The sequence below is a fragment of the Spiroplasma endosymbiont of Aleiodes alternator genome, assembly GCF_964031135.1.
Classification (GTDB): Bacteria; Bacillota_I; Bacilli_A; order Mycoplasmatales; family VBWQ01; genus Spiroplasma_E.
The window spans coordinates 884,094-905,142 of record NZ_OZ035008.1; the positions used below are offsets into that span (position 1 = coordinate 884,094).

Consider the following 21,049-nt stretch of genomic DNA (forward strand, 5'->3'; position numbering starts at 1 on the left):
ACTAATTTTAGAGGCTTTTATGTAATCTGTGTATCTTTGTTTTACAAAGTACTAGTTTAGATTAATTCTATCTTCAAATTTTATCATAAAATGAGCAATTGCTGTATTTCAATTTTGAATGGGCATTGTTCATTTTTTTGTTATATTTTCAATTGCTAAATAAAATATTTTAAAAACTGCCATATCATTAGGAAAAACTTTTTTATTTCTGATAACTTTTCGTAATTGACTATTTACAGATTCAATAGCATTTGTTGTATAAATCACTCTTTTAATTTCTGCAGGATAACTAATAAAAACAATTAAATTATCTCAATTTTTATATCAAGATTTAGCAATTTGAGGATATTGTTTATTTCACTTATTTTCAAAGGATTCTAAAGCCTGCATTGCTTGTTCTTCACTACATGCAGTATAAATTGGTTTTAAATCTGCAACTAGAGATTTTCTATGCTTATATGAGACATATTTCAAACTATTTCTAATTTGATGAACTATGCATAATTGATGTTCTGTTTTAAGATAAACTGATTGTATTGCTTCTGACATGCCTGTTAAATTATCACTGCAGGCAATAAGAATATCATTTAAGCCACGATTTTTCATTTCTGTTAAATTTGCTAATCAAAATTTAGCACCTTCATTTTCACTAATTCATAAACCTAAAACATCTTTTTTACCTTCTAAATCAACTCCTAAAGCTATATAAACTGATTTATTAATAATCCTTTTATCTTGTCGTACTTTCACTATTATGCAATCAAAATAAACAATCGGATAGACACTTTCTAATGGTCGATTTTGCCATGCTTTTACATCATCAATAACATCATCAGTAATTTGACTAATAACACTTTCACTAATATCAGCACCATGATATAACTCTTGTAATTGCATTCTAATATCTGATAATGTCATACCTTTTGCATATAAAGAAAGAACTTGTTGATCAAAACCATCAAATCTTCTTTGTCTTTTTGCAACTATTACAGGATTAAAATTACTATTGCGATCTCGTCGTACATCAATCTCAATTTTACCTTGTTGAGTTATTAATTTTTTTGAACTTATACCATTACGAGCATTGTCACTATTACTATGTTGATTCTTATCATATCCTAAATAATTTTGCATCTCAGAATTCAACATTTTTTCTACTAATCTTTTTGTTAATTCTTTATACAATCCTCCCTCTTTAAAAACTGTTGTTAAATCTTCAGTATTTTCTAATAATAAATCTACTGCTTTTGATATTGGATCATTATTATTAATATTTTGCTTTTTAGCCATCTGTAACTCACTCTTTCTAGTCATTTAATTATATTTACTAGAATTAATTAAACATAGTTATTTTTGTAAGTTACACAGATTACTAAACATTACCTGCAAATTTTTCGATTAATTTTCATTTACTAAATTCTTTACCACGATCAAAAGTAATAGTTTTAACTGTTCCTTTTTGTAACTTTGAAATAAATTTTATTATACTTTTTGTAATATTTTTTGCTTTATGATTTTTAGAAACCTGAATTGTAAAATTAAAAAGGACATTTATATAAAAATTAAATTGTGTTAATTCTATAATTAAGAAAAGAAAGGAATTAGCACAATGTATAAGTATCTGACTATTGAATCAATAATAGCAATAAAAGAATATAAAAGTTATGAATTTTCAATTCGTAAAATAGCAAAAGCTGTTGATTATAGTAAATCAACTGTACATAGAGTTTGCAGATTATTAAATCAAAACTTATTACCATTAGAAATATTGAATCAAATTCAAAAAAAGAAGCAAAATGCAGGTAGAAAATTAATAATTTTAACTTTAACAGAAATTAATACTATTAATTATTTGTTAATTACTAAAAATTATGCGCTTGATATAATTGCTAATTTTTTAAAGGAAAATAAAATAAAAAGTATTTCAACAAAAACTTTATATAACATGTTTAAAACAAATCGAATGGGTTTTGATGAAAATAACTTATTAAGAAAAGGAAAAAATAAACCTCATAAACAAAAAGAAACTAGAGGACGAATTAATAATTGTAAATCTATTCATGAAAGAAATTTAATCATTCCTAATATTAAAAATATACAAGAATTTGGTCATTTAGAGGGTGATACTATCATTGGTAAAGATAATAAAAGTTCTATTATTACTTTAGCTGATATATGATCAAAAACCACAATTCCTTTAGTTTCTAAAAATCATAAAGCAGAAAATATTACAAAAAGTATAATAAAATTTATTTCAAAGTTACAAAAAGGAACAGTTAAAACTATTACTTTTGATCGTGGTAAAGAATTTACTAAATGAAAATTAATCGAAAAAATTTGCAATGTTAAGATTTATTTTGCAGATCCTGGCAAACCTTGTCAAAGAGGTTTAAATGAAAATAATAATGGTATTTTAAGAAGATATTTACCAAAATCTACAGATCTATCTTTATATAAACAAAAAGACTAAAATGCTATAGCATTTCAAATTAATTCTACACCCAGAAAATCACTATCTTATAAAAGCCCAATAGACTTAATACAATTATTTTAAAAACTGTCCCATTTGTCCCATTTATATTTACAATTCAGGTTTTAAATATGAAAGTAATTTTTTAAATAATTTTAAATTACACTTATATATTTATATAATAATCAAGTAAATTAATATTTTAAATTATTTACAATAAATTTTGATTTTTTTAAAATAGTTAGGAGAAGTAAATTTGAATTTTAATTATAAATGAAATTTTAGAGAACAAAATGCAAAAATTGATAAATTAGTTTTAAAACATATAACAAATAAATGAGAAAAAATAGATTGAAGAATAAAAAAAAACAAGGGATAAAAAGAAATATAAAATTGTTGATTATCAATATCGAACGAGAAAAACTATACATGGATTAGTAACTTATAAAAGAAGAATTTATGAATATTTTAATGAAAAAATACAAAAATGAGTTCGTGTTTGTTTAGTTGATGAAATACTAGAACTACCAAAATATAAAAGAATTGGTGAAGATATTGAAAAAACCATTATTGAATATTTTGCTGATGGAAAAAGATACAGAGATATTTGAGATATTATAAAAAAAGCAAATATTAGTCTTAGTTCTATTCATAGAGTTTTTAAAAATTTAGAAGTAATTGAAGCAAATCCAGTAAAAGTAAAATTAGAAAAAAATCAACCTGTTTTTGTTACTATTGATGATGGTCAACGAAAATTTTGAAATTTTAAACGTAAAGGTACAAAACATTCTATGCGATTAATAGTAACATATACAGATAATATTAATCATAAAGTACAAAACAAAAGAGTAAAAGCAATTATAAAACCAACAAGAACAGCAATTGGTGTTAAAAAAACTGCTGAATTTGTTAAAGAACATTGTCAAAAATTTTATGAAAATATTGAACAAGCAAAAATTATTATTTGTGGTGATAGTGCAGGATGAATTAAAGAAATTGCTGATTATTTAGGTGCCCAATTTGTTTTAGATAAATTTCATTTAATTAGAACATTATATCTTGGAATAATGGCCGGAAATAAAGAAAAATATTTACAAGAATATAATCATTGTAAAAATTTAATTAATAATGGTCAATATCAACAATTAATTGACTATTTATATAATCAATTAGATAATCATAAAAAGTTAAAAAAACAATATTTTAAAAATAATAAACAAGGTATTGAAAATCAAGGTGCAAAGTGAAATATTGGTTGTTTTACAGAAACTAATATTTGACATGTTTTAAAAGAAATGCTTGGTAATAGAACATATAATATTAGTATTTACATTAAAATGGTTATTTTTAAATGTAATAAAATAAATTTAGAAACATAATTTAATGAATGTAATAATTACTTATTATTTCACAATTTGCAATAGCATCTCAAAAATTATTATTTTTTATTTTTCTTTTTAAACCAATAATTAAGAATGTTAATGACAAAATTATAGACACAAAAATTGGAACTACAATTGTAGAAAAAATAACTGCAATTTTTAACCATAATAAAGGATAACTATAAGAATTATAAATAATATAACAACTTCCGAAATTTTTAAAAGAAATATTATTATTGGTTAATATGTAATATCAACTATATTTACTTCATAAAGTAAAACCATTATATTCAAATGTTAAAGTTTCTGAATTTTTAAATAAATAATTATTTTTAACAGTTACTACTTCTTTTCCATGAAATAAACCAAATAATAATAGTCCGGTAATCATAATTAAAATAGTTAAAATAAATAACAATACAGTTATTAACTGTAATTTTTTAAGTGTTTTAATTTTCATATTTAAATTCTCCTTAATTTTACTTTACAAGTTTAGCACTTACTAAATTTAATTATAAGTATTTTAGTTGCAATAAATTTAAAAAAATTATATTATTTAAATACAATTTCATAAAAATCCAAATTATTTCTTGTCTAAAATATAATAAGACTATAATAATTTAATTTATTCCGGATTTTTGACAATCTACCAAAAAATTTTAGCAAACTTTAAAAAAAATATTATATTTAAAATATATAAAACTGAAAATAGGTATAAAATAGTAATATTTAACATAAAATTATTTTTTTTGGTTTTTTCTTTTAACTTTTCTTTTAAAAAATAATTAAAAATAAAATAATTTTACATTATCTTTAAAAAATAATTGTAAATGTGAAAAATATCTATTATAATGATTAAGGTTTTTTAAGAATAAATAATTCTAATAAAACAATAAATAAGGAGTATTAGCTCAGCTGGGAGAGCAATTGCCTTACAAGCAATAGGTCGGCGGTTCAAGTCCGTCATACTCCACCATTTACCTGCTGATGTGGCTCAATCCGGCAGAGCAACGGTTTTGTAAACCGTAGGTTGCAGGTTCGATTCCTGTCATCAGCACCATTATTATTTATGGAGGGGTAGCAAAGTGGCCAACTGCACCTGGCTGTAAACCAGATCTCTTCGAGTTCGGGGGTTCGACTCCCTCCCCCTCCACCATATTACTTATTGGGGTGTAGCCAAGCGGTAAGGCAACGGCCTTTGACGCCGTCATGCGTTGGTTCAAATCCAACCACCTCAGCCATATATTTTATTAATTTGTCCTCGTAGCTCAGCGGTAGAGCACTCGGCTTTTAACCGAGGTGTCGCAAGTTCGATCCTTGCCGGGGACACCATTTGATGCCCAGGTGGTGAAATGGCAGACACGTCGGGCTTAAGATCCGATGACTTTTACAGGTTGTGCGAGTTCGAGTCTCGCTCTGGGCACCATTTTATATATTTATTAATGACGAGGAAGTATTCCTCATTTTTTATAAGCAAGTAAACTATATTTTGCCCAGATGGCGAAATGGCAGACGCAGTAGACTCAAAATCTACCGAGAAATCATGCGGGTTCGAGTCCCGCTCTGGGCACCACTAATATTAAATTATTAGTATAAAAAGGTATTCTAATACCGGGACTTTCCTAAAAACTGTGTTTTTTAAATAAATTTTAGTTGTAAAATCACTAAGTTACACAGATTGCTGGAAAGTCCCAGAATACCTTTTTATTTTTATAATATTAAATATTATAAAACTGATAATTGACGTTCTGAAGATTGTTGTTTAACAGGTAAACGTTCTTCAGAATTTAATGCTGCTATATTAAGTGGTTTAGGATCAGCTATTTCAACAACATGAGAAGTTGACATGACTGATTGTGTTTCCTCTCCATTATTAATTTTTTCTGGATTAAAAGGTTTATTTAATAATGGATTATTATCATCACTATCTTCAGAACTTGATGATGATGGTGAAGATGTACTGCTAGAAATATTTTCATAATTATCTTCCTCATCAAAATTATTAACATCCGCACATCAATTTTCATATAATTCCATTCCAGTATTTACTAATAAACCAGTACCAACTATTGCAAGACCAGCTATTGTGTCTCAAAAAGCCGTTGATCTTTTCTTATAAAATGGTTGGTCATCATCATTATTATTTGGATTACTTAATTCATGATATGCAAAAAGACTAACACCAGTAATTGCACTAGCAATAGTTATTGGTGCTAATAAACTTGCAGCTGTATTACCTATTTTTTGTCATATATTACGTTGTTGATTTATTGCATTTTCTTCATTATTAGGTACACAACATTCTGATATTTTTTTACTAATTGTCACTATATGATTTAAACTTGAAGCTGCTGCTGCTGTAATAAAAGCATATGTAACAGGTAATGTATCTGGATTGGGTGTTGGTCAGTTAAGTAAAGCTACTGCTAGTGGTAATAATGGTGCTGTTGCAAAACTTTCTACTGTTAATAAATTATTAATCCTTACATTATTAATATTTCAATATCTTAATATTAAATTAGTTAACGAAATTTTTGAATTAATTGCTCCTTTCCCCATAAAACATAATGCTGGTGCTAGTGATAATACTCCATCTTGATATAATAAATAGTTACCCCCAGTTACCATTCAATTACCAAGAGTAAGTAACACATCTCTTATAGTAGGTACTACCCTATTTTTATTATTAGTTGATATTAAATCATTTGGTGATAATTGTTCTGTAGAAGAATAACTTCTTGCTGGTGATGAATCCATATTTTTCATCCTTTCTAAAAAATAATTTAAAGTAATAAAATTAATATAAAAACACCCATATTAAGAATTACAATCCTTAAATATGAGCTAAACTCTACTCTTTATTTATTACTTCTTGTATTATAACCCTATATTAAATAAATGAAAGTAATATAATCATTAATATTGAAATTATGAAAAATAATTTTAATAACTTAAATAATTAAATTAATAATATTAAAAATAAATTTTTATTATTTCCTTATATAAGGAGGAGTTTTATTTTTTAATATTACTTTTTTAAAATTTACTTAAAAATCTTGTTTTTTCTTATTATTTATTTGTAATAATATCATTTTATTAAATAAAATAAAATTTTGATTTTCTATATATTTTCCAATACACATTATTAATAAATAACATCGCAAAATTTTATTTACTGAAATTGGTTTTAATAAAATATTTTTTTTGTATAATTAATTGTTATAAAGGAGGTCATTTATTAATATGAAAAAACAACGCTTAAATATCTCAAAATTAGGATTCTTACTTTCAGTAATGGGTTCGGCAGTAGGATTAGGTGGTATTTGAGGATTTCCAACTCAAATGTATAACCATCATGGTGCTTTTCTAATCCCTTTTTTAATATGTATGGTAATTTGTGCAATACCAGTTTTATTTATTGAAATGACAATTGGTAATAAATATCGAAAAAATCATATTGAATTTTTTAGTGAGGTTGGAGGTAAAAAGGGTGCTTTTTTCTCTTGATTGCATTCAACAACCGTTATTTTACTAAGTACTTATTATAGTGTTTTAGTAGGATGAACTTTAATTAATATTATTATTAGTTTTACTTCTAATTTAAATAAAGGTTCTTATTTTTATCATAATATTTTACAACAAACAAATGATCAAGATATTAGCAATTTAAATAGCCTAGGTAACTTAAATTGAATGATTTTACTTGCAACAATTGGTGTATGAATTATTTTGGGTATCATTCTACTAGGTGGTGTTGAAAAAGGAATTGAAAAAGCCAATAAAATTATGATTCCATTTTTATTTTTAATGATTATTATTTTAGCAATTTATACTAGTACATTATCAGGTGCTAAACTTGGATTAAATGTAATGTTTGATTTAGATGCTAAAGAATTATTAAATCCTGGATTATGAAAAGATGCTTTTGGTCAATCATTCTTTATGTTATCAACATGTACAGGAACCATTTATATTTATGCAGCTCATGCTCCTGAAAAACAAGATAGTACTAATCAAGCTTTTGTAGTAGCCTTTGGTACTAGCGTTATTGGTATATTAACAACAATTATTGTTTTTAATTCAATAGGTGCAATTGCTCAAAATCAAGGTAAAACTGATATTAAAGATGTATTTCAAGCAGGACCTGCTTTGATTTTCCAAGTAATACCACAATTATTTGCTATTATTAATAATCAAGTTCCTATTTTAGGAAATATTTTAGCAATATTATTTTTTGTTACACTTTTCTTTGCGGGTATGTCCTCACTAATTGGTCAAGTTGAATCAATGGTAAATGGTCTAGAATATGAAATTCATTTAAAACGCAAACAAGCATTAGCAATATCATTATTAGGAGCAATGGCAGTATCAGTATTATTTACCTTTAGTAATTCACCAGCGCTGTTTAATGGGCTAGCAATCTGAGTAGCACAAATTTGACTACTAATAATTGGGTTTATTTTATTAATTGGTATTAGTCCATATGGCTGAAAACTATATGATACATTAAAATTATATAATAATGAAAATTCATGAATGAAATGAACAAAAGGATATAAAATAGTAATTTTAATTATCGCACCAATTTTAATTTTAATTAATATTGCTACTGGTATCTATGATTTTATTATTAATATTATCAATGCTAATTTTGTCTATGGTACAGTTGGTCTAACACTTGGTGTTGGGTTAGTTTTACTTTTAACTTTTATCTTAACTTATCATAAAAATATTCATAATGGTTTTAATAAATTATTTAAAATAAAAACAAAAACTGAAAGAGGTTAAAAAACATGGATGTTGGAGCAATTATTTTAATGGTAATTTCTTTAGTAAGTATTATTAGTCTTTTTATTTTCTTTGTCATAATGGATTTTAAGAGTCATAAAAAACAAAAAAGAAAAGAAAAAAACAAAGAATAATATTTTTTAAAATATTTTAGTATACTTATGATAAAGTATTATAATTAGGTTTTTTTGTAATATGGCATTAAAATGCCATATTACAAAACTTATTATTAAATGGTGAGTGAAATGGAAAAAAATAAATTAAAACAAATTTTATTAATTAGCAAAATAACTTTAACAATTGCTTCTTTATTTTTATTTTTAGTTTGACTAATGTTTATGACTAATAATTTTTTTCCTAAATCTCAAAACTCATTTGTTGCCAAAATTATGAATACTTCAATTCAAATTATGATTTGACCAATTACTAGTATAATTCTATTTATTTTTATTATGCCAATATGAGTTACTAATAAAAAACAAATTTTATTAGTATTTTTAACATTGTCACTAATTTTCACAATATTGTTCACAACTTTTCTTTTTAGTTTAAATATTAATAAATTCTGAATTATATGATTAATTGCTCATTTTTTTGCTATAGCTTCAATTATTTTTGTCATTGTTTCTTTTATCTTTAAAGAAAAACTTCTTTTATTTAAAAAGAAAAAAATAAACATATTGAAAAAAAAGATTAAAAAATAATTTTTTTTAATATGTTTATCAAAAGTAGTTGACTTTAATTTTAGTAATATGATATAAATACATGGTGGTTAACATAACTGCGGGTGTCGTATAATGGTATTATTACAGCCTTCCAAGCTGAAGACGTGGGTTCGATTCCCATCACCCGCTCCATTATAAAAAAATAAAAGCCGTAATTAATACGCCTTTTTTTATTTTATAATGGTTTATATTTTAGGACCTTTTTTAGTTTGTAGTACTACTGCTGTTTCTTCATCACTAGAATTACTGCAAGCACATTTATTAACTATTTCTGCTCATGAATTTACTGGATACATAACTAAAGACATTCCATTAGTTCTTTCTGGTAATGATTCTAAATATTTTATTTTATTATTTGTGCATTCTTCTAAATTAATTTTCATTAGTTATCCCCTACTTCTTTTAAAATTCGACTATTAAAAGCATCTGCTAAGAACTTATAAACTTTTACTTCAGAAATATTTTTTAAATCATAACAATTAATGATATCAGTTAATTTTAAAATCACATCATGATATTTTATAAAGTAAGTTTTATTTTCAACATTTGCTCACTTTTCTAAATTCATTGCATAATAAATTATTCCATCTCTATAAAATTGTGATTTCATATTTCTCACTCCTTTAAACGATATAATAAAACAAAAAACCTAATTTAAATACAAAAATTTAAACGAGGTCTATAAAAAAACCAAAATATTTTGTTCCAAAGTTCCTTTAAAACTTTAATACAATTGTAACTCATTTACAAGAAATTCCAAGTAAAATCAATAAAAAAAATTAATAACTTAAAATTAATATAAAGAGATAAATAAAGATTACATTTGTAATCTTTATTTATAATTGTCCTGAAATTGTTTTTAAAACAAAATTTTTTATATTCACTGATTGGAACTTCAGTTTTATTTATTAAATCACTCACTTGTTTTTGTCATTTTTTTAACTAAGCTTTTCATCTCTACATAGTCAGGTGTAACAATAGAAACAAAAATAATCATTTGTTTCATAATTTGTAACTCAACCTCACAATGTTTCTTATTGACTAATCTGGGGTCTCAAGCATAAGCAAGAACTGTTCTATTGCTTACTGCTACTTTAATTAATTTGTTTTAGTTTTATCTTTAGGAATTTCTTTTAATCTTTTTTCCTTTTCTTTAAAACTTTAATTTAATAAAAATCCTAACATAAAGATATATCTATATTAGGACTGAACAGTTATTAAATTATGAATATATAATAACATAAAAAATAATACTTTTGATTAAAATTATAATTAACACTTATATAAGTATTAATATTTAATTTAATATACATGTATTTTTTTATAAACAATTAAATTATAAAAGTTCTAAGGAGGTAACTATTTCTAATTAAACAATAGTTATCTAATACAAAAATAAATGAAAAATATCTATATTTAATATAGATATTATGATATAATTTTCCTAAAATTAATATAAGTTTTTACCTATTTACTTTTATTTTAAAGTAAATAGGTTTTTAATTTGAAAAAGGAGATATTTAGAAGTGCTATATAGTAAAAAATCAGAAAATATTATAACAGAAAAAGAAAAAACAACAACAAATTCAAGATGTCATTATTTAGTGATAATTTCCTGTTAGTTATCGAGTAAAAATTTCCCAAAAAGTGAAGTTAAATATACTTGGTGATAAAGATGGAAAGAAGCATGACTATGAAAGAACAATATAAATATAAAATTATCAATGACATTGTTATTAATAAATTATCTAAACATCAAGCCAAAAATAAACTTAGCCTAACTATTAGAAGAATTAACCAATTAATTCAAATTTTTAATAGAGAAGGTAAAGTTTGTTTTATTCATAAATCTCGCAATAAAATTTCTAATAAAGCAACAAAAATTGAAATTAAAAATAAAATTATTAACTTATATAAAACAAAATATTATAATTTTAATTTTCAACATTTTCATGAAAAATTAATTAATGAAGAAAACACTAAAATTGCTTATAGTACAGTTTATAATGCATTAATTCAAGAAAAAATCACTTCACCAAAAAGACATAAGAATAAGAAAAAAAACTTGCATCCCACAAGAAATCGTAGAACAAATTTTGCTGAATTAATTCAAATGGATGCAAGTAATCATCATTGATTTGGTAACGATAAACCAAAAGCATTTTTACATGCTGCAATTGATGATGCTACAGGAAATATTGTTGGACTATGATTTGATCATCAAGAGACATTAGATGGTTATTATAATGTTTTTTATCAAATTTTAACTAAATATGGCATACCAAAGACATTTTATACTGATAATAGAACAGTTTTTGGATATAAGAAAAAAATAGATTCAGGTAAAATAAATCCAGAAAATGACACTTATACTCAATTTCAAAAATGCTGTAATGATTTAGGTGTTGAAATAATTAGAACCTCAATTCCACAAGCTAAGGGTAGAATTGAACGCTTATTTGGAACACTTCAAAGTAGATTAATTAGTGAATTACGACTTAATAAAATTCAAAATTTAAAAGAAGCTAATCAATTGATTAAAGCATATATAGATACTTTTAATAATCAGTTTGCCTTTCCCATTGATAATAATAAATCCGCTATGATTAAAGCTACTACATCAGAAGAAATAAATATTTATCTTTCAAGAATTTTTGGGACTTTCCAGCAATCTGTGTAACTTAGTGATTTTACAACTAAAATTTATTTAAAAAACACAGTTTTTAGGAAAGTCCCAAAATATCATAAACGAAAAGAAACTAGAGGACGAATTAATAATTGTAAATCTATTCATGAAAGAAATTTAATCATTCCTAATATTAAAAATATACAAGAATTTGGTCATTTAGAGGGTGATACTATCATTGGTAAAGATCATAAAAGTTCTATTATTACTTTAGCTGATATATGATCAAAAACCACAATTCCTTTAGTTTCTAAAAATCATAAAGCAGAAAATATTACAAAAAGTATAATAAAATTTATTTCAAAGTTACAAAAAGGAACAGTTAAAACTATTACTTTTGATCGTGGTAAAGAATTTAGTAAATGAAAATTAATCGAAAAAATTTGCAATGTTAAGATTTATTTTGCAGATCCTGGCAAACCTTGTCAAAGAGGTTTAAATGAAAATAATAATGGTATTTTAAGAAGATATTTACCAAAATCTACAGATCTATCTTTATATAAACAAAAAGACTTAAATGCTATAGCATTTCAAATTAATTCTACACCCAGAAAATCACTATCTTATAAAAGCCCAATAGACTTAATACAATTATTTTAAAAACTGTCCCATTTGTCCCATTTATATTTACAATTCAGGAAATATTTTGTATAATTAATTTATAAAAATTTAATATAAGTTTTTAACTCATTGCTTTCTTGTTAAAAAGCAAATGAGTTTTTATTTTGAAAGAAGTTGAAATTATGGCAATTGAAAATCAAAAAATTATTTTTAATGATTATATTAATAAAATTATTAATATAAATGAATTAAAGAAAAAAATTTATGAAGAATTAAAAACGTTAGAAAAAAAATTCAAAAAACAAAATGAAATAAAAGAAAACATTTCTAAAATTTTATATGGTTTAGAAGATGAAAATTTTGAAATAAAAGAAAATCTTAGATTACTTGATCTTATATATACTAAAATAGAAAACATATATAAAAACCCCATTGAGCAAATTGAATGCAAAAATAAAAATTTAATTTTTAACAACTGGTATATGAAATTTAGAGATGTAAAAGAGATAAATGAAAAAATATCAAAAAATAATCAAAATATTCAAATCTTAAATTCAAAAAAAATTAGTAAATGAAAAAATAGTTTAATTATAGTTTTTTCTCTTGGTTTTTATAATAAAAATCAAAAAATAATAAAAAATGTTGAAAAAATCAAACATATAAATAAAAATTATGAAATTCTTTTATTAAATTTAAAAAATTATAAATTAAAAAATGAAAATATTATTAAAAATAATGTAAAAACATTATCAATTAAAAAACAAGAATTTAATTTAGTAACAAAATCATTAAATAGTTGTATATTTTACTTTACTGAAATTCAAAAAAATCGAATACAAAATGTTTCAAATACAACAGATATGATTATAAAAAATATAAATTCATTTCAAGAAAAAATTTCAGTAAGCGAATATAAAATACCAAAAATGGTAAAACCTGAATTGTAAAATTAAAAAGGACATTTATATAAAAATTAAATTGTGTTAATTCTATAATTAAGAAAAGAAAGGAATTAGCACAATGTATAAGTATCTGACTATTGAATCAATAATAGCAATAAAAGAATATAAAAGTTATGAATTTTCAATTCGTAAAATAGCAAAAGCTGTTGATTATAGTAAATCAACTGTACATAGAGTTTGCAGATTATTAAATCAAAACTTATTACCATTAGAAATATTGAATCAAATTTAAAAAAAGAAGCAAAATGCAGGTAGAAAATTAATAATTTTAACTTTAACAGAAATTAATACTATTAATTATTTGTTAATTAATAAAAATTATGCGCTTGATATAATTGCTAATTTTTTAAAGGAAAATAAAATAAAAAGTATTTCAATAAAAACTTTATATAACATGTTTAAAACAAATCGAATGGGTTTTGATGAAAATAACTTATTGAGAAAAGGAAAAAATAAACCTCATAAACGAAAAGAAACTAGAGGACGAGTTAATAATTGTAAATCTATTCATGAAAGAAATTTAATCATTCCTAATATTAAAAATATACAAGAATTTAGTCATTTAGAGGGTAATACTATCATTGGTAAAGATCATAAAAGTTCTATTATTACTTTAGCTGATATATGATCAAAAACCACAATTCCTTTAGTTTCTAAAAATCATAAAGCAAAAAATATTACAAAAAGTATAATAAAATTTATTTCAAAGTTACAAAAAGGAACAGTTAAAACTATTACTTTTGATCGTGGTAAAGAATTTAGTAAATGAAAATTAATCGAAAAAATTTGCAATGTTAAGATTTATTTTGCAGATCCTGGCAAACCTTGTCAAAGAGGTTTAAATGAAAATAATAATGGTATTTTAAGAAGATATTTACCAAAATCTACAGATCTATCTTTATATAAACAAAAAGACTTAAATGCTATAGCATTTCAAATTAATTTTACACCCAGAAAATCACTATCTTATAAAAGCCCAATAGACTTAATACAATTATTTTAAAAACTGTCCCATTTGTCCCATTTATATTTACAATTCAGGTATTTAAAAATTAATTTTAAAACACCAAATTTGCTCATAGACAAACGATTTAAAAATTTATATGTTTATATATTCAAAAAATAAAAATCTCTAATTAGAGATTTTTTAAATTAAATATTTGGTAGTATAAAATAACTTTATTTTTAGGAAATTATTATTCGATAATCAGTGGGAAATTTTCACTAAATAATGACATCTAACGATTCTGGTATTGATATAACAACAGAATCAATTAAAATTATAAGATCAGTTTAATTTATTAAGGTATTTAAATTAAATTTTATTTGTCTTTAAAAGATAAATATTTATAAAGTATGAACTTGTCAAGAAAAGTGGACAATAAAAGTAACCTTTTATTAAATTTTATAAAATAGCGTTTGTAAGTGTTAAATTTTTAGGTATGAACTAATTATTTGTTGGTTTGGAATGAGCTAATCGATATTCGATTGGACTCATTCCTTTTAATTTTATTTGAGGTCGATAATTATTATAAAAGTAAATATATTTAGGTAAGTTGTCTTGTATTCATTCAATAGTTCTATTTTTTCTTCGAATTTGATATAGAAATTCTGTTTTCATTGTTCCAAATCAAGTTTCAGTAGCACCATTATCACAGGAATTACCTCTTCTAGACATTGAAATTTTTATTTTTAATTCATCACATAAAATTTTATAAGAAGGATTTGTATAGTGAAATCCTTGATCTGATTGTAAAATTCATGAAGTAGGTTTTTGAGCATTAACTCAAGCTTGGATAATGTTTTGGACAACAAATGTCATGTCTAAACTTGCACTTATTTTATAATCTAATATTTCATTATTATGAAAATCTTTAACAATTGATAAATAATATGTTTTACCATTAGTTAATAAATAAGTTATATCAGTACCTAATTTTTCATTTAAATTAGTAGTTGAAAAATCACGTTTTAATAAATTATCATATCTTAAACTTCCTGATTTAGTTCTATAATCAATTTTTTTTATGCGAACCTTAGCTTTTAAACTCATATTTTTCATATATCTATATACAATATGAAATTTTAATTTTAAATTATAAATTTTGTTAATTCATAAAGTTATCATTTTATAACCATAAATTTCTTGAAATTCATAAAAAATATTTTTAATTATATTAGCTAAAAATGTATCTCATTTATTAAATTCATTCATTCCATTCTTAATTCACTTATAATATCCTGATTTTGAAACATTTAATAATCAACATAAATAACTAATCTGATATTTTTTCTTCAATGAGAAAATCACAAAATATTTCTTCTTTTTTGTCGATTTTTCTAAATACTTTTTTATATCGTTCATTGCCTCAATATATTCAATTAATTCTTGTTTTGTCATTTCATTAAAATTTAAAGATTTGGGTCGACCTGTTCTTTTGGTTTTTTTAGCACGAATTCCATTGCCATATTTTAAACCTTTTTCACCTAATAATTTATATGCTTTAATTCATTCTTTTATTGATGATCGACCAATACCATACTCTAATGCGGTTTTATCAATTGTTTTAATTTTACTTATTTTTATTATTTTTAACTTTTCTTCTTTTGATAGTCATTTAGCCATAAAAAAATGAACACCTTCCTTAAAGTATTTTTAACACAAAGGTTACAATTCTGTGTCTACTTTATTCTAGATGTTCATAAACTAAGACCAGTTAATAATATTCCGGTGGAACTAATTATAGTTCCAATTATGAATTCTTTAAAATATTTACTGTTATTATTTTGAATAGGCATGTTTAGTTAAGTCCTTGTTTTTTTACGCATAAAAATTATTTATTTTTAATTATTTACTTTAAAATAAAGAAAATTTAATTTTATAATTTCATTATATTATAATTCAAATTATTAATAAAATTTGATAGTAAAATATATGTTAAATTTTTTTATAAAATTTAAGGAATAAAAGTATCTATTTTTCAAAAAATAATATGATATAATTTGTGGGTGAAGGATATAGCGGAAAAAGTCTTTCATGTACTTATTTTCTAAGTTTGGTCAAAGATAGTGTGGAAATATATATTATTATAGTAATGTAGAGTTTATTAACTTTTATCTTTTAAAGATAAAAAAATATTAATTTTAAAAAAGAGTATTTAAATCAAATGTAGTCTAAAAGCAAAGAGGGGTATTGTCATGATTAAAATATATGTTTCGCCAAGTTGTTTGTCTTCAAAAAAAGTTATTCAATTTTTTGATAAACATAAAATTCCATATATTAAACGTAATATTATCCATAATCCATTGACCGATACTGAAATTAAATTATTATTAAGATTTGTACCAAATGGTGTTGGTGATATTATTTCAACAAGAGCAAAGTTTATTAAAACACATGCTATTAATATTGAAAAGTTAACAATGTTACAAGTTTTTGATTTAATTAAAACTTCACCAACTGTTTTAAAACGTCCAATTATTGTTCAAGAAAATAAACAACGTATTCAAATTGGTTATAATGAAGACGAGATTGAATTATTTTTACGTGGTTCTATTGAAAACGAATTTGAAGATTCTTGTGAAATATTTTAATTGAAATATGATTGGAATACATGATGAAAAATTATAAATTTACAATTATTGCTAATAAATATGAGAATTCTCAATCATTAGCTAAGGAATTAAGGGCCAAGTTATTGGCCCTTAAAGCACTTGAAGATACTTCTTTTCCAGATATTGTTTTTATTATTGGCGGTGATGGAACATTTTTAAAAGCTGTTCATGATTATAATAATATGCTCAATACTGTTAAGTTTGTTAGTTTTAAATGTGGTAATCTTGGTTTTTATGAAAATTTTTTAAACACAGAAGTTGACAAAGTATTAATGTGAATTGATAAAAATGATAATAATTTAATAGTAAATAAATTTTCATTATTAGAAGTAAATATTAATCATAAGATTTTATATGCTATTAATGAAGTTAAATTTGTTAATTTAACAACAACTTTTTCATGTCAAGTGTTAATTAATAATCAATTATTTGAAAACTTTCGTGGTTCTGGTTTAGTTATTGCAACAAGAACTGGTTCGACGGGTTTAATGAAATCACTTGGTGGTGCTGTTTTAATTTCAAATCATAACTTAATGCAATTTCATGAAATTGCTCCAGTAGCTAATAATAGTTATCGCAGTTTAAATTCACCACTAATTTTGGATGAAAATCATGAAATTACTTTGAAAAATATTCAAAAAGATAGTAAATTGAGCGATTTTGGAAAATTAATTGTTGATACTTTTGATTTTAATGATAAACTAAATGATAAGGTAACAATTAAATTATCAGAATTAACGTTACAAGTTTTAGAATATCGACTTAATCATTATTCTTTACTTGCTAAAGTAAAAAAAGCTTTTATTCAAGAAGATTAAGAAAATATTTAAAAATATATTAATTAAGGAAGGTAATCATGCCAATTTGACAAATAGTATTATTAGTTATTGCATTGTTATTTGCTGTGGCTAGTATTGGGATTTGAATATGAAATGTTAGTACAGCTAAAAAATTACGCAATCAACAAGAAAGTAGTTCAAAACCTATTAATAAACCACAAAAATTCCCATTTAAATTACAAAATTTTATTGTTGATTTAGGGGGAATTGATAATATTAAAGAGACAACAGCAACAGCAAATAAAATTAAGGTAGAGATTATTGATCATTCAAAAATTAATTTTAATAATCTTAAAAAAATTAAAAATCGTGGTATTTTAGACCAAGACGATAGTGTTAGTTTAGTCTTAGGAACTTATTGTAATAATTTAAGTATTGCTATTAATGATCTTATTAAATTAAATAATGAGAAATAAGTTATTTTTTTTAATATCCATAAATACCATTAATTAAAACATAAGTGTTAGTATAGCCCAATTCTCTGAGTGTTAGTGCAGCAGCAGTTGAACGATTTCCTGCATTACAAATACTTATAATCACTTGATTTTTGTTTTCAATATATTTACTAGGATTTTTAATCAAATCATAGTAAGGAATATTAACAATATTAAGTTCACCATTATCATTTGTTATTTTTTTTAAAATTTGATATTCAGCAACATTACGAACATCAATAATTAAAGCTTTATTTTTAATTTTATCAAAGTCTTTATTTGAAATTGAAATTTCATTTTGTATTTTATGTTTAAACATAAGTTATGACCTCCTAAAAAAAATTGTTCTATAACTTATTTTAACATTTTATTATGCTATAATGCTCATAGTTGCGACAAAAAATGGAAGCTAAGGAGTAAATAATGTTAAAAGAAAAATTCCTTTTTAAAGAAGGAAAATATGAATTAATTGTTGAATTAGGTACAATGGCTAATTTAGCAGAAAAATCAGTAAAAATTACTTATGGAAATACAGTTGTATTAACAACTGTATCATATAATGAAGTTATTAATAATCAAGATTTTTTTCCATTACAAATAGTTTTTCAAGAAAAGTTATATTCAGTTGGTAAGATTCCAGGTGGTTTTTTAAAGCGTGAAGGTCGACCTAGTGAATATGCAACACTATGTGCTAGATTAATTGATCGTTCAATCCGTCCATTATTTCCAAAAGGTTTTGTTAATGAAGTGCAAGTTGTAAATAATGTTTTTGCGTTAGATGATGCTTGTGATGTTAGAGTAAATGCAGCTTTTGGTACTTCACTTGCTTTAGGATTAAGTAGTTTGCCATTTCAGGGTCCTAGTGCTACTGTTGTTGTTGGTAAAATAAATTATGAACTTGTCCTTAATCCAACACAAGAGCAATTATTAAATTCAAAAATGGAATTGATTGTTGGTGGAACAAAAGATGCCATCAATATGGTTGAAGCTTGATGTCATGATATTTTAGAAAAAGATATGATTAAAGCATTAAAATTTGCACATGAACATATTATTAAATTAATAATTTTTCAAGAAAGTATCATTGAAAAATTAAAACCAAATAAATTTAAACCACAGTTAGCATTAATTCCTGTTAATATTGAACAATTTGTAGAAACAAATTGTCAATCACAAATTAGTAAAATTAGTACTACTGTTGATAAAAAAAGTCGAAGCAACTTGATTAAAAATTTAGTTGAAGAAACATTTCAAAGTTTTAAAAATAAATTTAATCAAGAAGTTTTAAATGTTGGTGAAGAAACAACTATTCATAATTTACGCAAAAGTATTGATCAATTATTACAAAAAGCAATGCGTACTATGATTTTAAAAAATAATGTACGAGTTGATGGACGAAAAGCAGATGATATTAGAAAATTAACAAGTATGATTGATGTTTTACCTATTGTTCATGGTAGTGCAATGTTTACTCGTGGTGAAACACAAGTTTTATCAGTTTTAACTTTGGGTGCACTTGCGGAACATCAAATTATTGATGGATTAGGTAAAGAAGAGTATAAACGTTTTATTCATCATTATAATTTTTTTCCATTTTCTGTTGGTGAAACCGGAAGAATGGGTGTTCCTTCACGACGTGAGATTGGTCATGGCGCCCTTGGTGAAAAAGCATTATTACAAATTATTCCTCTTGAAAAAGATTTTCCTTATACAATTAGATTAGTATCAGAAGTATTAGCATCAAATGGTTCAACTTCACAAGCAGCAATTTGTGCTTCATCAATGGCATTAATGGCTGGTGGTGTACCGATTAGAGCTGCAATTGCTGGTATTGCCATGGGTTTAATTAAAGAAGAAAAAGATTTTACAATTTTAACTGACATTCAAGGATTAGAAGATCACTTAGGTGATATGGATTTTAAAGTGGCGGGAACAGTTAATGGTATTTGTGCTTTACAAATGGATATTAAAATTACTGGTATTGATTTTAATATTATTACACAAGCTTTAGAAAAAGGCAGAATTGCGAGATTACAAGTATTAGCAAACATGAATGAAGTAATTAAAAAACCTAGAACTACATTGGCACCTAATGCTCCAAAAATTATTCAAAAGTTAATTCCAATTGATAAAATTCGTGATATTATTGGTGTTGGTGGGAAAGTTATTAATAAAATTATTACCGACTGTGATAATGTTAAAATTGATATTGAAGATGATGGACGATTGATGATTTATCATAATGAACAATCAGCCATTGATAAAGCTTGACAAATTATTGAAAGTATTGTTAATCCTGTTCAAATTAAAATCGGTTCTGAATTTGATAGTAAAGTTGTAAAAATTGTTAATTTTGGTGTTTTTGTTAATTTACAAGATAAGATTGATGGTTTAATTCATATTTCAGAATTTTCAAAAAAATTTAATAAACGTATTGATAATTTAAATAATGTCGTTAAAATCAATGATATAATTAAAGTTCGAGTAATTAAAGTTGAAGATAATAGTAAACTTAGCTTAGAAATTATTGATAAATAATTTGAAACTATTTTTAATGAAAATTAATTACAGTTTTATTATTAAATTA

General features: G+C 23.7%; 16 protein-coding genes, 8 tRNA genes and 6 pseudogenes. 21 read left to right on the forward strand and 9 right to left on the reverse strand.

Going from position 1 to position 21,049, the window contains the following annotated elements; genetic code table 4:
* Positions 1-51: 51 nt before the first annotated feature.
* Both ACQH20_RS05200 and ACQH20_RS05205 read right to left on the reverse strand, forming a co-directional pair.
* Positions 52-1,290 (reverse strand): IS256 family transposase, encoded by a 1,239-nt coding sequence (locus tag ACQH20_RS05200; protein ID WP_425377589.1) that lies wholly within the window; start codon positions 1,288-1,290, stop codon positions 52-54.
* A gap of 100 nt (positions 1,291-1,390) precedes the next feature.
* Positions 1,391-1,522 (reverse strand): annotated as a pseudogene (locus ACQH20_RS05205) (IS30 family transposase); the annotation flags it as partial.
* 87 nt (positions 1,523-1,609) lie between these two features.
* On the opposite strand from ACQH20_RS05205, the pseudogene ACQH20_RS05210 reads away from it, so the two are divergent.
* Positions 1,610-2,467 (forward strand): annotated as a pseudogene (locus tag ACQH20_RS05210) (IS30 family transposase); the annotation flags it as partial.
* 383 nt (positions 2,468-2,850) lie between these two features.
* Positions 2,851-3,849, forward strand: a pseudogene (locus ACQH20_RS05215) (Mbov_0401 family ICE element transposase-like protein); the annotation flags it as partial.
* 1 nt (position 3,850) lies between these two features.
* Here the strand turns inward: ACQH20_RS05215 and ACQH20_RS05220 are convergent.
* On the reverse strand, positions 3,851-4,312 hold the full coding sequence (locus ACQH20_RS05220; protein WP_425376773.1) for a hypothetical protein: 462 nt from the start codon (positions 4,310-4,312) through the stop codon (positions 3,851-3,853).
* 440 nt (positions 4,313-4,752) lie between these two features.
* On the opposite strand from ACQH20_RS05220, the gene ACQH20_RS05225 reads away from it, so the two are divergent.
* The 7 genes from ACQH20_RS05225 to ACQH20_RS05255 all read left to right on the forward strand — a co-directional run bounded on the left by ACQH20_RS05225 (position 4,753) and on the right by ACQH20_RS05255 (position 5,425).
* A tRNA-Val gene (locus tag ACQH20_RS05225) sits at positions 4,753-4,828 on the forward strand.
* A 7-nt stretch (positions 4,829-4,835) separates the two neighbouring features.
* Positions 4,836-4,912: transfer RNA gene (locus ACQH20_RS05230), tRNA-Thr, on the forward strand.
* An 11-nt stretch (positions 4,913-4,923) separates the two neighbouring features.
* A tRNA-Tyr gene (locus ACQH20_RS05235) sits at positions 4,924-5,008 on the forward strand.
* Positions 5,009-5,018: 10 nt separating this feature from the next.
* Positions 5,019-5,093, forward strand: a tRNA-Gln gene (locus ACQH20_RS05240).
* Between the two features lie 16 nt (positions 5,094-5,109).
* Positions 5,110-5,184 (forward strand) — tRNA-Lys (locus ACQH20_RS05245).
* A 6-nt stretch (positions 5,185-5,190) separates the two neighbouring features.
* Positions 5,191-5,278 (forward strand) — tRNA-Leu (locus tag ACQH20_RS05250).
* 65 nt (positions 5,279-5,343) lie between these two features.
* Positions 5,344-5,425: transfer RNA gene (locus ACQH20_RS05255), tRNA-Leu, on the forward strand.
* Between the two features lie 152 nt (positions 5,426-5,577).
* Here ACQH20_RS05255 and ACQH20_RS05260 read toward each other — a convergent pair.
* Positions 5,578-6,609: a hypothetical protein gene (locus ACQH20_RS05260; protein ID WP_425376774.1), complete on the reverse strand. Its 1,032-nt coding sequence runs from the start codon at positions 6,607-6,609 to the stop codon at positions 5,578-5,580.
* Between the two features lie 486 nt (positions 6,610-7,095).
* Here ACQH20_RS05260 and ACQH20_RS05265 point away from each other — a divergent pair, with 486 nt between their 5' ends.
* Both ACQH20_RS05265 and ACQH20_RS05270 read left to right on the forward strand, forming a co-directional pair.
* Entirely contained in the window at positions 7,096-8,640 is a 1,545-nt protein-coding gene (locus tag ACQH20_RS05265; protein WP_252318968.1) for a sodium-dependent transporter, read from the forward strand.
* 5 nt (positions 8,641-8,645) lie between these two features.
* Complete coding sequence (locus ACQH20_RS05270) at positions 8,646-8,774, forward strand: hypothetical protein (protein ID WP_425376775.1); 129 nt, start codon at positions 8,646-8,648, stop codon at positions 8,772-8,774.
* 95 nt (positions 8,775-8,869) lie between these two features.
* Here ACQH20_RS05270 and ACQH20_RS05275 read toward each other — a convergent pair whose 3' ends face one another.
* Positions 8,870-9,262, reverse strand: a complete 393-nt coding sequence (locus ACQH20_RS05275; RefSeq protein WP_425376776.1) for a hypothetical protein — start codon at positions 9,260-9,262, stop codon at positions 8,870-8,872.
* A 161-nt stretch (positions 9,263-9,423) separates the two neighbouring features.
* Here ACQH20_RS05275 and ACQH20_RS05280 point away from each other — a divergent pair.
* Positions 9,424-9,497 (forward strand) — tRNA-Gly (locus ACQH20_RS05280).
* Positions 9,498-9,550: 53 nt separating this feature from the next.
* Here the strand turns inward: ACQH20_RS05280 and ACQH20_RS05285 are convergent.
* Positions 9,551-9,748, reverse strand: coding sequence for a hypothetical protein (locus ACQH20_RS05285; RefSeq protein WP_281749520.1), 198 nt, complete (start codon positions 9,746-9,748; stop codon positions 9,551-9,553).
* Positions 9,748-9,975, reverse strand: coding sequence for a hypothetical protein (locus ACQH20_RS05290; protein WP_174481002.1), 228 nt, complete (start codon positions 9,973-9,975; stop codon positions 9,748-9,750). Before ACQH20_RS05290 ends, ACQH20_RS05285 begins: the two co-directional genes overlap by 1 nt.
* A gap of 1,065 nt (positions 9,976-11,040) precedes the next feature.
* On the opposite strand from ACQH20_RS05290, the pseudogene ACQH20_RS05295 reads away from it, so the two are divergent.
* From ACQH20_RS05295 to ACQH20_RS05310, 4 genes and pseudogenes are all read left to right on the forward strand, one after another.
* Positions 11,041-12,015: pseudogene (locus ACQH20_RS05295) on the forward strand (ISNCY family transposase); the annotation flags it as partial.
* A gap of 87 nt (positions 12,016-12,102) precedes the next feature.
* Positions 12,103-12,651, forward strand: a pseudogene (locus tag ACQH20_RS05300) (IS30 family transposase); the annotation flags it as partial.
* 143 nt (positions 12,652-12,794) lie between these two features.
* The gene (locus ACQH20_RS05305; protein ID WP_425376777.1) at positions 12,795-13,559 is read left to right on the forward strand and encodes a hypothetical protein; all 765 of its coding nucleotides are present in this window, start codon (positions 12,795-12,797) and stop codon (positions 13,557-13,559) included.
* Between the two features lie 73 nt (positions 13,560-13,632).
* A pseudogene (locus ACQH20_RS05310) lies at positions 13,633-14,577 on the forward strand (IS30 family transposase).
* 444 nt (positions 14,578-15,021) lie between these two features.
* Here ACQH20_RS05310 and ACQH20_RS05315 read toward each other — a convergent pair.
* Entirely contained in the window at positions 15,022-16,200 is a 1,179-nt protein-coding gene (locus tag ACQH20_RS05315; RefSeq protein WP_425376778.1) for an IS3 family transposase, read from the reverse strand.
* 6 nt (positions 16,201-16,206) lie between these two features.
* On the opposite strand from ACQH20_RS05315, the gene ACQH20_RS05320 reads away from it, so the two are divergent.
* From ACQH20_RS05320 to ACQH20_RS05335, 4 genes are all read left to right on the forward strand, one after another.
* The gene (locus ACQH20_RS05320) at positions 16,207-16,383 is read left to right on the forward strand and encodes a hypothetical protein (RefSeq protein ID WP_425376779.1); all 177 of its coding nucleotides are present in this window, start codon (positions 16,207-16,209) and stop codon (positions 16,381-16,383) included.
* A 389-nt stretch (positions 16,384-16,772) separates the two neighbouring features.
* Complete coding sequence (locus tag ACQH20_RS05325; protein WP_174481244.1) at positions 16,773-17,168, forward strand: Spx/MgsR family RNA polymerase-binding regulatory protein; 396 nt, start codon at positions 16,773-16,775, stop codon at positions 17,166-17,168.
* Between the two features lie 23 nt (positions 17,169-17,191).
* Entirely contained in the window at positions 17,192-18,007 is an 816-nt protein-coding gene (locus ACQH20_RS05330) for an NAD(+)/NADH kinase (RefSeq protein ID WP_425376780.1), read from the forward strand.
* A gap of 38 nt (positions 18,008-18,045) precedes the next feature.
* Positions 18,046-18,444: a hypothetical protein gene (locus ACQH20_RS05335; RefSeq protein ID WP_338959176.1), complete on the forward strand. Its 399-nt coding sequence runs from the start codon at positions 18,046-18,048 to the stop codon at positions 18,442-18,444.
* 10 nt (positions 18,445-18,454) lie between these two features.
* Here ACQH20_RS05335 and ACQH20_RS05340 read toward each other — a convergent pair whose 3' ends face one another.
* Positions 18,455-18,781: a rhodanese-like domain-containing protein gene (locus ACQH20_RS05340; RefSeq protein WP_425376781.1), complete on the reverse strand. Its 327-nt coding sequence runs from the start codon at positions 18,779-18,781 to the stop codon at positions 18,455-18,457.
* A gap of 104 nt (positions 18,782-18,885) precedes the next feature.
* On the opposite strand from ACQH20_RS05340, the gene ACQH20_RS05345 reads away from it, so the two are divergent.
* Positions 18,886-21,000, forward strand: a complete 2,115-nt coding sequence (locus tag ACQH20_RS05345) for a polyribonucleotide nucleotidyltransferase (RefSeq protein ID WP_425376782.1) — start codon at positions 18,886-18,888, stop codon at positions 20,998-21,000.
* The last annotated feature ends 49 nt before the right edge of the window (positions 21,001-21,049 follow it).